Source organism: Parabacteroides sp. PH5-46 (genome assembly GCF_029892785.1).
Lineage (GTDB): Bacteria > Bacteroidota > Bacteroidia > Bacteroidales > Tannerellaceae > DFXE01.
The window spans coordinates 22061-37117 of record NZ_JARXXA010000018.1 but is presented as its reverse complement, the minus strand read 5'-3'; the positions used below and the strand labels follow the sequence as shown (position 1 = coordinate 37117).

Annotated in this window: 6 protein-coding genes; all 6 read right to left on the bottom strand. The window is 39.6% G+C overall.

The window, feature by feature from the left end; translation table 11 throughout:
• Positions 1-2 precede the first annotated feature (2 nt).
• Genes M2470_RS15675 through M2470_RS15650 form a run of 6 tightly spaced genes read right to left on the bottom strand, consistent with a single transcriptional unit; the run spans position 3 to position 14784 of the window.
• On the bottom strand, positions 3-1256 hold the full coding sequence (locus tag M2470_RS15675; RefSeq protein ID WP_280745948.1) for an ABC transporter permease: 1254 nt from the start codon (positions 1254-1256) through the stop codon (positions 3-5).
• Position 1257: 1 nt separating this feature from the next.
• Positions 1258-2511 carry an ABC transporter permease gene (locus tag M2470_RS15670; RefSeq protein ID WP_280745947.1) on the bottom strand — a complete coding sequence of 418 codons (1254 nt, stop codon included), beginning with the start codon at positions 2509-2511 and terminating at the stop codon, positions 1258-1260.
• 24 nt (positions 2512-2535) lie between these two features.
• Complete coding sequence (locus tag M2470_RS15665) at positions 2536-3246, bottom strand: alpha/beta hydrolase (protein ID WP_280764397.1); 711 nt, start codon at positions 3244-3246, stop codon at positions 2536-2538.
• A 25-nt stretch (positions 3247-3271) separates the two neighbouring features.
• On the bottom strand, positions 3272-3580 hold the full coding sequence (locus M2470_RS15660; protein WP_280745945.1) for an acyl carrier protein: 309 nt from the start codon (positions 3578-3580) through the stop codon (positions 3272-3274).
• Complete coding sequence (locus M2470_RS15655) at positions 3562-7983, bottom strand: beta-ketoacyl synthase N-terminal-like domain-containing protein (protein WP_280745944.1); 4422 nt, start codon at positions 7981-7983, stop codon at positions 3562-3564. The genes M2470_RS15660 and M2470_RS15655 overlap by 19 nt, the downstream gene beginning before the upstream one ends.
• A gap of 3 nt (positions 7984-7986) precedes the next feature.
• On the bottom strand, positions 7987-14784 hold the full coding sequence (locus M2470_RS15650) for a type I polyketide synthase (protein WP_280745943.1): 6798 nt from the start codon (positions 14782-14784) through the stop codon (positions 7987-7989).
• Positions 14785-15057 lie beyond the last annotated feature (273 nt).

The following is a 15057-nucleotide window of genomic DNA, read 5'->3' as shown; positions in this document are numbered from 1 at the left end:
TTTTATTCTTCCCTGATTGCATCAATCGCTTTTATGTTCAAAGCACGCATAGCCGGTATGATACCGGCCAGCACTCCGCTAATTAACAATATCAGAAGAGAGGAAACCCCTATCTTGAATGTAATCATAGGATGCAAGATGAACATGTTTTCTTGTTTTTGTACCCAAACCAAATCGGCTATATGCAAGGCATAAACACCCGCACATAGTCCGCAAATCCCGGCAAGTAACGTAAGAACAACACTTTCCCACATTATCTGGCTGATGATCTTACGAGGCTTGGCCCCGATAGCCCGCCGTACACCGATTTCTCTTGTCCTTTCCTTTACAGTTATCAGCATAATATTGCATACGCCTACAATACCGGCCACAAGCGTTCCCAGCCCTACAATCCATATTAAAATAGATACACCACTAAAAAGGTTCATATACATCGTATATTCTTTCTCCATATTAAAACTCCAGATGGCCTTATAGTCATCCGGATGTATGGAATGGGTGCTTTTCAGTACCTGTATTACTCTATTTTCTATATAGTTTGCCCGGACATTATCTTTTGATATAGCTGCTATAAAATGAATGATATCTCCTTGATTGTTTATCTGTTGCAAAGTAGTGAAAGGTAGAAGTATCGAACTCTCCAACTTATCTCCGATACTAATATCAGATAGTCCGTTTGTTACTCCTACGATCTGGTAATAAACACCATTTACCCGGATATCCTTCCCGACGGGGTTTTCCTTTCGCGTGAACATCCTTTCAAATACTTTTTTACCAATGACACATACTTTTCTCTTCTTCTCCATATCTATATCATTGATAAAGCGTCCGTATGACAGGTGTTGGCTTTCTACCTGTGCATAGTTCGGATACAAACCTTTCACATGGAAAGTCCCGCTCTGCTCTTCGTATACAACATTGTTATTCATCATTTGTCCCCATAATACAGGAGACAGAAACTTTATTTCAGGTATCGAATCCATAAGAATACCAATATCTTTATTCCGTATATCCCAGGCTCTCCCTTTCTGAAATCCCTTATAGGCTATGGCCGTAGGCGCAGAACCTATAAAGCAGGAATTGGTCGCAAATCCTTTAACTCCTTTCATAACGCCCCGTTCCAATCCATCTCCCGAACCAATCATTACAACCAACGTAAAAATACCCCAAAATACCCCGAATGCAGTAAGAAAACTTCTTACCCGGTTTCGGGTAATTGTGATCCATATTTCCTGTATTTTATCTAAATCGAACATATTATTCTGCCCTCATTGCTTCTACTGCAGGTACTTTCACAGCTAATCGTGCCGGAAAATAACCGGCTAATACGCCAGCTATTACTAAAACAATCATTGCTCCTATTGCTGTAGTAACATTAACCGACGGATTTTCAAATATGGCCAATGATGATAATTGTGTATTATTATCAAGAAACCAATCAAATAGTTTGCTGAGCCCCATACCCACAAATAAGCCCAGATAGCCAAACATAGAGGTTATAACAACCGATTCTACTACAATATTTATAAGTATAGAGTAAGGTTTAGCTCCCAAAGCTTTTCTGATTCCGAATTCCCGGGTACGCTCCCTCACCGTAATAAGCATGATATTACTAATACCTACAATTCCGGCAAATAGCGTTCCAATCCCGATAACCCAGATAAAAACATTTACAGCATTAAATATCCCCAATGTTTGTAAATACGTATCCAACCGATCCGTAAAGGTAACCGCTTGCTCATCCTCAGGATCAAATTGATGCAAAGCCCCCAAACGGGTTCTCAGGTCTTTAATAAATTGCTCATTACTTTTCTTCGTATCCAGGTTCTTTACAGTAAAAGCCAGACTGGTAAAGCCCCACCCTCCATAAAATAACAGTTGAGAGGTAGAGAAGGGAATATAAGCCTTTTCAATATTGGTAGAGGAAGTTTCGTCGAAAACACCTATGACCGTAAATCGAAGATTGTTTATATTTATATCTTCCCCGACAGGGTTTTTATCCTGATATAATACATCCTTCAGACGTTGATTGATAACTGCAACCTTTCGCTGCTTATCTATATCAAAATCACTGATAAACCGCCCTTGCTTATCCTTTATTTTTATTCCATTGATATGTGTATATTCAGGATATACACCTACTAATGTAACAGATGCTGCATAATCTTTTTTATAACTGGCTGTAGCAATCGTATTTATACAAGGAGAGATAAATTCCTTTTGTAGTATTTGATTATTTATCAGCTCAAAGTCTTTTTCGTCCAACTCTATTTTCCTATTATCGGGAAGTCCTTTGAACGGGATAGAGGTGGTACGTCCGAAAATAGAAATACTATTGACATCCCTGCTACCAAAGGTTGTCATTACTCCATTCATCGCACCATTGCTTGAAGCCAACAGAATAATGAACATAAAAATACTCCACGATATAGAGAATCCGGTAAGAAAGGTTCTTAACTTATTCTTTTTTATCGAAGCAAATATTTCTGTCCAGTTATCAAAATCAAACATACAAGCAAATTATATTATGTCAGACTACAGGAATCTTGTTATTTTATCAACAATCCATTCAGGATTCTGTACAGGTATGCTATGGTCACCTTCTCCATAATACAAAGAAGATTTATCTATATGCCGGTGCAAAAACGTAGCGGCATTAGCACATTCCGTTTGTTTGGCATACAATAAAAGAGTTTCGTTTGCAGGTGGATTCGCTGCTATTTTATCAAACATATCCAAGTCCTGTCTTAAATCTTCTTTTAACGTTGTATGTTCAAACAAGTATTGAACCTGCCGGTGTGTTTTACTAATCTTCCTTTGGCTGGGTGTTATACTGGTTGATAGAGATAAACTTTTTAGATATTGGTCTAAAAAAGATTTATCATATCCTTCCAGTAAAGGCCTTGATTGTCCATCACTTAAGTCCGGGGTTTCAATAATAATCAATTTATCAACCACTTGAGGATGATGTATAGCCATATACAAAGCAATTAGCCCTCCATAACTATACCCTGCTATATGTACTTTGGATAAATTAAGTTCATATAAAATACCCAGCAAGTCTTTCGACATCGACTGCAAATCATAACCTGAATCGGCTGTTTCACTGAGTCCATGCCCTTTTAAATCATAAAGAACAACATGATATTTCTTAGCTAATTCTTGTGCAATAGAGAAATAATAAACAGACAGATTTGTAAATATACCATGAATCATTACAACAGTTTCTGCTGCACCTTCATTCATTTCCAGTATATAAAAATCGTTGTTATTAATTCGAATCATGCCCACTTACTATGTAATCTACCACCTGCCCAACAGACAAGTTATACAAATCCTGAAATTTCATTTGAGATATCCATGAAATAAAATCTATTTCATGTCCGTATTTCTTCTTTACTTTTTCCGCAAAGGCAACAATTTCTATACTATCCATCTCCAGGTTTTTTGTAAAAACACTTTCCTTGGTTATCCCTATTTCTTCAATGACATCACTTCCAATGATATCAGCAACAAACTCTTTTAGTTGTTCGAATACGATTTCACTTTGTTGCTTTTTGGCTATAATTGCTGTGTCCATGCTACAATGTATTTTTCTTTATGTTTAAACGTGTAAATCTCTTGTTGAGCAATAAATAAAGAATCGCCTTCAATTCTTTCAATCTCATATTTTTTAGGATTGCCTTCCAATCCTACTCCTAACATTTTTCCATAGGCTTCTTTGGCTGTCCAAAACCGGGTAGACCATTCCGATTGTTCTCTATCCTTTAGCAAAGTCAGTTCTTTTTCCGTGAAAGACATATCCATGAAGTCCAGACTTCTCTCTTCTATCTGTTCTATATCAACGCCAACCGGCTTTTCCGATACGAGTGCAACAGATTCATTTCCTTTGTGAGAGAGAGAGATTTCCAATCCTTCCAGTTCATCCAATCCTTTGGCTAATGGTTTACCTCTTTCGTCGTGCTCTATTGCTATTTCAATAGGATATGATTTTTTTCCGTATTTCTCATTAATGTAAGTACGGATGGCATCTTTAATAGCAATACGACTAATGATATAGGGTCTGCGCTTGTTAAGCAACAATCCTTTCAAGTGAACCTTTTCTTCTCGGTTTAAATACCTTTTCTCAATAAACGGCCAACTACCTGTTTTAGGATAAGCAAGATCGAAATACATAAGGGGAGTCCCCTCTAATTGTTTCGCCAGCTTATTTTCAAGTGGTGTATTGATGATATCCCATAAGGCATTGTCCATTTCAAAACGTTTATTCAGCCAGTTTTCAGCAATGCACCATACTTTACCACCACGTTTGAGAATCATATCACCATTGATGAAATCATCGTTTATTTCAGTAACTACCAATGTAAAATCAAAGATACCGCCCTGGTCATGGAAATCCTGATAGAAGGTAATCTTGCCTACACTTACCGGAAAACAAATATTATTTTCTTCAACCACTGTTCGCAGATATACACCAATCAACTGCCCCAACGTATCAAGTAAAGAGGCTTTTCCTCCACTATCTTTTACTACAGCCTTCATCCCGTTTTCGCACACTTCTGTAACTTCTACGACTCCCTGGTAATTAGGTCCGTGAAACATCAATTCTTTATATATAAACTGACGGGTAGGTGGTTCATGCGTCTTTTTACCCAAGTCTATCTCGCCTGCATATTTCTGTGGCGGATCCGGATATTTGTCTCCTAGCATAATCTCTGTAGTGATGAAGTTTTTCATTTCCAATTTCATCAGGTCGTCTGATATCCAACGACCTTCGATTTGCAACCTGAATTCATGAAAAATGTTCATCCATTGGAAAATACTAAAGGAGGATAATCCTAAAACCTTTTGGGCAGAAACATGTTTTTCCGCAATTTCCATCATCAGCTCAATACTCATCGTCATAGGGATTACCACATCGAAATCTTCGACAACCGTCCAGTAATCAGGTTGTTTCACAACTGTATGGTCTGTTATATAAGGATAATCCCTAGTAGTAATGCTGGTTTCCTCTTTGAACGCTTTTTTTACGTTAGCAATAGTTTTTTTCTGTATAGCTGGCTGAATTACCTTTTCTTTGGTTTGAATTTGAGAAATACCATTTGTTATATTGAATTTTTGCTCCAACGATTTTACTTCATCCATAATATCAAGCATCTCTTTCTGAGCTAAAGACATCTCACGGATATTCTCATTTACTTTTTGCGCCAGAGGTTGATTGCTATTAGTGTTTTCTTCATAAGAAGAAAAATCGAATCTGCTTTGTTTCTTCAATACCTCCTTTATTAATGGGAATTCTGTCACGAAAGGAGAAAAACCTTCAATTTCCAACTCCTGTCCTACAACTTTAGACATTTCCCCATTTCTGATAAATAGTGTATCGACCTCTTTTCCTTCAATATACAAAAGAGCAAGTACTCGTCGTAATTGTTCTATACCCGATTTGCCCGGATTATAGGTTGAAATGGTACTATAATTTTCATCACGCAGAATATCATCTACAAAACCTGTTAAGGAACCCGCTCCTATTTGAATAAAAACACGCGCTTTTTCCTGGGTGTATAATTTGTCAATCAACTCCCTGAAACGAACGTGTGACGTAAGATGCTCAAATGTAAGTTTCCTGTATTCACCCATATCAGTAGGATATTGCTCCAAAGACGTTGCCGACCAAATAGGAATAGTTGGTTCTTTCAGTTCTTCTATTTGATTCAGGCAGTAATCTAATATACCGATATGTTTAGCGATAAACGGGGTATGGTAACCCGATTTGTAAGGCAGTTCCTGATTAAAGATTTGATGCTTTTTCAAACGTTCGCACATCTCGTCTACAGCCTCACGCTTCCCACACATCAACACTTGTGTATTGCAATTATCGTTTGACAGATATAACTCGGGGATATCTTTTATTATGGGTTCCAATTCTTTATAGCCACAACCTACAGCTACGAAGTAAACATCTTCAAGCTTAGAGTCGTAATCGTCGTTCGGAGCTTGGGTGTTTTCATCAATCTCCTGGTTTAGGTCTTTTACCCAAGCTTCCATCATGGATTTCACATTCTCATCTGTTACCAATCCTGATGCCTTTCCTGCATGCCATTCCCCGATACTATGACCTGCATTCATATTAGGAGTAACTCCCAGTTTTTTAAGGGAAGTATCCAGTAAGTTGTTTATATGGTAAAGCTTTAACGAATGGTTCAATAAACCCTGTTCAGCCATATCACGTGGACGTTCCAACTCGAAATAGTCGGCAACGGTATTGACTTCCACATCCATTTCCATGTTGAATCCTGAAAAGAGAAAGGCTAATTTGCCATCCTTTTCAAGCAAAGGTTCGTTGGAGAACCATATATCCATCCGACCTTTCCAAGGCTTATCTTTTTCTACAATAGAGCGAGCTCTTGCAATTCGTTCATCAGTAGGATCAAATATGACAAGTTTATATTTACCTTTAGCTCCCATCCAATACCTTTTATCAATCTTAGCCAGCATTTCTTCTTTTGTATTGGCAGCTACAAGATATGCGTATTTGAATGAACGTTTGATGACTATCTTATTATCCGGAATAAGATTCTCTGGTTTATTGTCATAAGCAGTCATGATAACATGGGAGTTTATCCCCCCAAAACCGAAAGCATTAACACCTGCTACCAAAGGATACTTATCTCCATCCCAATCAACTGCTGTTTGAGGAAGTTCAAAACGCGAATCAACCAACGCTTTTGCAGGCCTTTCGGCATGCAAGGTTGGTGGTATCTGGCGATGATACAAAGCAAGTGCTACTTTCATAACTCCCGCCATCCCGGCAGCAGGCATTGTATGTCCTATGTTTGATTTAACAGAACCCAGCCATATTTTAGGCAATGATGGATCTTTCCCGAAAAATTCATTCAATGTATTAATTTCCACCTTATCACCGGCAATAGTAGCCGTGCCGTGGGCTTCAATCAATCCGATATCTTGAGGATTCAGGTTTACTTTTTCCCATGCTTTAGCTATCGTTAGCTGTTGCCCCACTGTATTCGGGGCCATCACACTTACCCCTGAACCATCACTAAAAACAGCTGAAGCTTTGATTACGGCATATACTCTGTCATCATCTTCAATCGCCTTTTTTAAAGTTTTAAGAACAAGAGCTCCTCCCCCTTCACTAGGCAATAGTCCGTCAGCATCTTCACTAAAAGGCGAAATAACCCCTTTATAAGATATAGCTCCCAACATATTGAACGAGGCTTGAAACATCGCACTTTGAGCGGTATGTATACCGGCTGCAAGTGCAATATCACATTGTCCGCTAAGAAGCAGCTCGCTGGCATGATTAATAGCGATAGCCGAACTGGCACATGCTCCGTCTACAGTATATGCCGGTCCGTGCATGTTCAACTTATTCGTTACCAAAGCTGCAATCAGGTTAGGCATTAGTGCAATAGCAGTATCCGGTTTTATTTCTCCTTTTTGTGCCTGATAAGCTTTTCGAATTCTTTCCAGGTCTTCGTCGGAAATAGTAGGGATACATGCTTTTACTACTTCAGCTACTTGCACGCTTGTATTGATAATATCCATATTCCGCATGGAAGACAGGTTCCCGAAATTTCCCTTTCCAATGATTACGCAGCCGTTCTCCAATGAGATATTTTTCTGGAATACTCCCGCATCTTCCAATGCTTCAAAGGCTAATTTCATCATGAACAACTGTTCAGGCTCCATACCTTTGGCTGCGATGGGGAGAAATCCGTACTTCATGGGGTCTATCATCGGGATATCCAGAAAGCCTCCTCTATTACAATAAAAACGGTCATAGGCAGCTTCGCCTTTCTGGAAATACATCGGATCGATACGCTCAGCAGGAGCTTCAATGATGGAATCGACTCCGTTTACTAAGTTATGCCAGTATTGGTCTACATTATGTGCGCCGGGAAAAAGGCACGACATACCAACGATGGCAATATCTTTGTCTATATCTATATTGTTTGGTGTCATTAACTATGCCTGTCCTTTCAAGAAATTTTCAATAACCGATGCATTACCTCCCATTGCCAAAACAGCAGGTTCTTTACCATATTTTAATTCTTTTACAAAAAACTCCCCTCCTTCTTTAAGAGGAATCATGCCTACACCTCTTTTTCTGAATTCGTTTTCAAGCAAATCAGAAACCATACCGGCTCCTTTCCATGGGCCCCAGTTAAAAGATAATACACGCGTAGGAATCTTTTTTTCAAGTAAAATGATAGACAGTAAATCAAATACGCTATTACCTGCTGCATAGTCACACTGTCCTCTGTTACCAAAAGCAGAAGATACGCTACTGAACATTACCAAAAATTTAAGATTGGGCAATAATGCGTTTACAATCACTTCCAGCGGATTAACCTTTGTCTGGTATACATTTTCGAAAGACTCCCATGTTTTGTCGGCAAATAATTTATCATCTAATATACCTGCCGCATGGATTACTCCGTCTATTTTACCATATTCTTTCTTAAGGGCATTTATAAATGCTTTAAACTCTTTACTGTTTTTTGCATCTACCGTTTTATAAACAGCTTTTCCTCCTGCTGCTTTTATTTTCTCTATGGCCTGGCCAATCTGGTTAGACTTATATATTACCTGCAGCCTTTTTTCAATATCTGCCGGTACTTTCATGTTTTCTTCTGAGATGAGATATTTTCTTATCTCATCTCGCGTTTGTAACGATGAATACTTTTCCGAGTCTTCAAGTTGGGATGAACGTCCTGCCAAGATATATGTGCAGGGATAATCAAGCGATAGTTGAGATACTAATTCGGGAGTTATACCTTGTGCTCCTCCTAAGACAAGTACAACAGAGTTTTCATCTATATCCAAGATAGGCTCTCCGTTTATCTTTACTTCCTCGGCTTTTATATCGAATTGAAAACGTTCCTGGTTTTTGTAGATAACTTCAGGAAACTTTTCCTTTACAGATAACTCATCAAGAATAATCTGTGGCAATGTTGTTATATCGAAAGGAGTATGAGAACCTACTACTCTGAAATTAATATCGGGATACTCATGCATCAAACTCTTGATAAGTCCAGGGAATCCCTGAATATCCGATAGGTCTTTTATCTTTTTACCATTTAACACTTTTGACATTAAATCACTGAAAGAGAATATGCTTCTCAGTCGATTCATATCGCCAGCCTTTAAGAATTTGAATAAATGTTCTACAGTGTAACGCTCTGGAGACGAAGAAATATTCATAACGATTAATCCGTCGTAGGCTGATAAATCTGTTGTTTCTTTTGTGATCAAATCAACTTTAGCCCCCTGTTTTTCTAGCAGTTCTTTTACTGTGACAGCATACGGATTCTCTCCTCCGTCATCCGTCAGGGCAAAATAATTCCCTTCAATAGAAAGAACATCTTCTTTAGATATAGGAGATTCTTTCAATTCAAAGCATAGCCTTGCCAACTCGGTTTCATCTACCGGAATTATGTTGCTATCTGTTATTTCTACTTCTTTGGTTTTATCTTCGTCTGTTGTTTGTTCTGCTTTGGCTGGAACTGAATCGAAACTCATTTGTCCGAGTTCTTCAATCCACGCAATCATATTTCTCAACGTCTTAATAGCAGCCATCTTCTCTACAATGCCTTCTATTTCAGCAAGTCGTTCGGGGAAGGTAAGTTTCTCTCTTAAACCTCCGATGATTTCCATACGTTTGATTGAGTCGATACTTAAATCAGCTTCCATATCCATGTCCATATCCAGCATTTCCGGTGGATAGCCTGTTTTATCACTGACAACTTCCAATACAATTTCTTTCAGTTGATCGGTGGTTAACGACGCTATATTCAAGGTAGTAACTGTACTCTCGGACAGTTGTACGGCTTCGCCTTCTTCAATTGCCGCCTGAGGAGCATCTTCCAGGATGATAGGATTTTGATAACGCGGCATAGCTGTGCGCTGAACTGGTTCGTACTGACCAAAATAGCCCAACATAACATCGCGCTGATTTTGTATCATTTCGCGTTGATTTTCGATCATCTTTTTAAGGCTATCTAAGTATTCCAACATTACTTTGTCGGGGTTTGCGTTACCGCTGAATATATCTTTTCCCATGTTATTACTGAATATTTTTGTTATCGGATAAATGTCTCCCGACAGCATTTTCTTGTCGGAAGGAATGGCGTTCTGCCCATTAATAAACCATATAGTAGATTTCTTTTTGTACTGTTCGATATTGTCGATATCAATCGTCGAAACGTTACGGTTTTCAAACAGCTTTTCAAGATTAAATTCTTTTCCAGTCGCCAGATACTGTCCTAATGCTTTGAGCAGATAGGTAATACCTTCGCTGCCTTTATTTTCGGTCTGTATGGCAACTATATCATCAGCCAGCGTATTCTGGGCCAATCCTGTCAATACTCTTCCGGGGCCTGTTTCAATAAAGATACGGGCTCCCGCGTTGTACATATTCTCCAGTTGTTTCGAGAATAATACAGGCTGTACCAGATGTTCGGACAGGCGTGCTTTTATCTCGGCACCTTTCGTTGGATATATCTCGGCTGTAGTATTAGACCATACCTGTATTTTGGGCTTTTTAAAGGTAATCTTCTTTAATACATCGGCGTATAATTCTTTAGACTTGGCTAATAACGGACTATGGAAAGCGCATGCTACATTTATTTCTTTGCATGCAATTCCTTTTTCCGTTACTTTTTTAACAAATTCAGTTATACCGTTGGAAGTACCTGCCAACACAATCTGTTTGGGAGAATTGTAATTAACAGCCCATACCTCTGTTTCACCGGCAAGCAATTCTTTTAGCTCTGCCTCGGGTACATTGCTGATAGCCGCCATCTTTCCTTTGTCTTCTTCTATGGCATCCAATATAGCCTGTGCTCTTTCGCGACTCAGCGAAACTAAGTTTTCGGGGGCAAAAGCACCGGCAAAGCACAAAGCTGCCACCTCTCCATAACTATGTCCGGCTACCATATCGGGTTTTATACCCAACGATTGTAAGTATTCGGCAATAGCAAAATCAATAATACCTAATAAAGGTTGCGCATTACGGGTATCGGTAATAGTTGTTTGTTGCCTTTTCTTCGCTTCTTCGTTAAAGGCCGTATGCGGGAAAAGAATCTCTTCATACTGTGGGTTTTCTTTCAGCAACCGACGCATGGACGGAATAGCAGCAAACAGGTCTAACCCCATATTAATGCGCTGGCTTCCCTGTCCGGAGAATAAGAAAGCAACTTTACCATCCTTTGCTTCTCGATAAAATATAGCAAGGTCTCGCTTATTCTCTTTTGCAATATCTATTTTCTTTAAGAGCTCTTCAACACTGCCGGCTACTATCGAAATCTGAATATTCTCTTTGCTGTAAACTGCCAGCATATAAGCAATATCTTTCAGAGCTATATTATCGTTCAGGGTCAGCAAATCCTTTATCTTTTGCATTTGCCCTTTAGCATCATCCATTGTTGCTCCCCAGAAGACGAATAGCTCTGAAGGCCATACTTCCAATGGCGGTTTTTCATTGGCTTTGTTTTCCGGATAGTTTTCAAGTACGATATGAAAGTTAGTACCTCCGAAACCAAAAGCACTAACTCCGGCTATTCGTTTTTCACTTTTCCATAAGGCCGGGTTTGTATTAAACACAAATGGATTGCTGTTTTCATTATAATAGCCATTCGGGTGGTTCATGTGCGAAATAGGAGGAATAATCCCTTGCTGTACAGCTAAAGTAGCTTTGATTAATCCGGCAATACCAGCTGCACATTTCGTATGTCCTATTTGCGTCTTTACTGAACCCAGATACGTTTGTTTAGTAAGAGCTCCGGTATCTACAAATATATCGGTAAGAGCAGAGAGTTCCGTTTTATCTCCCACTACAGTTCCGGTACCATGAGCTTCTACAAAGCCAACCTGAGAGGGTAATATACCGGCACGACGGTACGTTCTTGCCAAGGCATTGATTTGTCCTTTACGGTTCGGAGCCGTCAGTCCAAGGCTTCTTCCGTCGCTGCTACCTTCAATCGCTTTGATTACAGCATATATTTTATTACCGTCTCGTTTGGCATCCTTGAGTCTTTTTAATACAACTACTCCGATACCTTCACCTAATACAATGCCATCGGCTTCATTTGAGAAAGAAGCGGGTTTTCCTTTTTTCGATAAAGCATATGTAGAGGAGAACATCAGGTAATCGTTGATTCCATTATGGAAGTCAGCACCTCCGGCTATCACCATATCGGAACGATTAGATACAAGTTCTTGACAGGCGACATCCATTGCTGCCAATGATGAAGCACAAGCTGCATCGACTGTATAGTTACGTCCTCCCAGATTCAGTCTGTTAGCTATACGCCCGGCAATGACATTAGATAATACCCCGGGGAAGGAATCTTCCGTCAGTTTAGGCATGGCTTCGTCTACTTCGTCGGGTAGCTTTCCAAACAGTTGCATAAGCCCCGAGCGTATCATATAGGTATAGGCCAGGTCTGTAGCGCCCTCTGCTCCGAAGAAAACAGAAGTATTATCTAAATCAACGGCTGATAAATCGGAATACCCGGCGTCTTCTAATGCGCGTTTGGCTACATAAAGACTCAATAACTGAACGGGTTCTATCGAAGATAACGATTGCGGAGTAATACCAAACTCTACCGGGTCAAAATCAATGGTAGGAATAAAGCCTCCCCACTTGGAAGTAGAATAGTCGGTATCCCTGACATCCGGTTTATAGAATACCTCTTTATTCCAACGAGTATCGGGAACTTCCGTTATTGTATCTTTACCAATGAAAAGATTCTTCCAGTATTCGTCTTTATTTTTCGCATCCGGGAATATACATTCCATACCTACGATGGCAATATCCATAGGGTCTGCTGCATAATCAGGGATTTCAATATCTTTCAGTTGACGGATCAATTCGTTGTTGTCAACCGCCACACGTTTATGAAGCGTTTTCATTGTGAGCGGCTTGTGAAGCAGGCTTGTGACTGCTCCGGTCATATATAGTCCTTTTTCTATTTGCTCCTCATTGGATAGTTTTACCAGTTTTCCGTTCTTCCGTTCCATTCCTTTGGCAGCAATGCGTGAACGTCCCAGATTCAGCTCTTCCAGCTTCATCCAGGCTTCCTTGGCGTCCATACCTCCATCAAGCATCTTTTGTTTTTCTTTTTGGAAAAACTCAGTAAAGGGTGTTTCCACAGCACGGGTTTCTTGCCCTAAAGCTGCTTCCAACAGAATGGTTTCATTTTTTTCGATGATTTGCTTCTGGTATTCGCTTTGGATAGCGCCGGATTTAACTGCTTCTTTTGTATAGAGATAAGAGGTACCCATCTGAACGCCTACTTTTACTCCTTTAGCCGCTAATGTTGCTGCCATAATGCCTACAAACGCAGACGACAGGCTATCATGGATTCCTCCGGCGAATAACACACTGATAAGAGATTGATTGTCTTCTTTCAACAAACGGTTTATCTGTTTCTCCCAAAGCACCAAACTCATGATGGGCCCTACATGCCCCCCACTTTCACGGCCTTCGAATATAAAATGCTTGGCACCTTCTTTCAAGAACATATCCAACAGGCTTACCGAAGGCACATGCAAAAGCACCTTAATTCCTTCTTTTTCAAAAGGAGCAGCTAAAGACGGACGTCCTCCGGCAATGAGCACAACTTTGGGTTTGCTTTCTATTATATATCCGGTTTGCTCTTCCAACATTTGAGGCGAAATAAAGCCTAAAATCCCAACGCCCCAGGGTCTGTCTTTTAACCGTTCAGACGTTTCTTTCAGTAGATTCCGGCAAGGTTCTCCGGTCATAAGGCTTAAGGCAAGAAAAGGCATAGCACCTTCATCGGCAACATTACTGATAAATTCCGGCGTATCGCTGATACGTGCCATCGGTCCTTGGGTAATAGGATATTTCACACCCAAATCTTTCGCAAATTCGCTGTTCTCGCCAATAATAGTCAATGATTTTGCCTGACGAAGATGCCCGTAAGCAGCCTCATGGATAGCAAATATCAGGTTCTTTAGGTTTTTATATTGATTCAGATAATCGACAGATAACGTAATATCCTGCCCCATGGGAAGATAATTTTCAGATAAATCATACCCGCCAAGGAACGGATATAAATCTTCCGCTTTAGGATTTTCGGGAAGTTTGGGCGAGTTTGTCCTGTGTAGCACCCTGAAACCGTCAATTACAACTGTTTCGTTTCCATTCAGCTTCTTGCAAATATTCTTAAGCTCCATAGGAGCGCTACATTCAGGGAAAGTCGCAACCTGCGAATCAAGTACAACCCCCTGAGCCCCTAATGCTAAAAAAGCGGCAGATGTATGTACTCCTACCCCTCCCTGAACATATAGTTTTACATTCTTCTTTTTGCATGTATCGACAACTTTCTGGAAAAGAATGAAGGAAGACTCATTCGCCACTTTTCCGCCAGCTTCGTTTCCTTTAATTATAATCGAAGATACTCCTTGGCTAATTAATGTCGACACATCTTCCGGCGAATATGCCTGGAACAATACTTCAACACCTTTACCCACCGAAATCCGGCTGCCGATAGGTAAAATAACTCTGGTTACATTTTTAGGTAGTTTTATACCCTCTAAGCCAAGGGAAATATAAACACCGAAAGACTCATCAGTCTTTTCCGATAATTCTTTTAAGGCATTCTCGGATGTCTCTTTACATTGGTTTAAGTATAATACCGGAAACGCGCCTGCTTCAATGGTTTTTAAGGCTAATTTTACGTCCGGTATATAAAAAGGTGAAAAAACCAATACATCTTTTGTATAGGATTCCATACTTTTATATAGGATTAAGTTCTTATCTTTTCTTTAGTTAGTCTTCAAAGATCATTATCATGTAGTTAGTCTTACAAGATGATCCGCATATACTCATATCTATAAATACTACACCATATTATATAATAATTTAAATCAATTTGCTTTGCATATTCAGTTTTCACAGAAAAATATGCACAAAGCTAATCTATTCTTTGCATATATGCAAATATAAGAACTAACATTCTAGGACAAACAAATTTAATCCGATACATGCCAGATACGATTAGCTAC

Coding starts and splice junctions, on each gene's coding strand:
- M2470_RS15675 (WP_280745948.1), bottom strand. CDS start 1,256: ATGTTCGATTTAGATAAAATACAGGAAATATGGATCACAATTACCCGA.
- M2470_RS15670 (WP_280745947.1), bottom strand. CDS start 2,511: ATGTTTGATTTTGATAACTGGACAGAAATATTTGCTTCGATAAAAAAG.
- M2470_RS15665 (WP_280764397.1), bottom strand. CDS start 3,246: ATGAATGAAGGTGCAGCAGAAACTGTTGTAATGATTCATGGTATATTT.
- M2470_RS15660 (WP_280745945.1), bottom strand. CDS start 3,580: ATGGACACAGCAATTATAGCCAAAAAGCAACAAAGTGAAATCGTATTC.
- M2470_RS15655 (WP_280745944.1), bottom strand. CDS start 7,983: ATGACACCAAACAATATAGATATAGACAAAGATATTGCCATCGTTGGT.
- M2470_RS15650 (WP_280745943.1), bottom strand. CDS start 14,784: ATGGAATCCTATACAAAAGATGTATTGGTTTTTTCACCTTTTTATATA.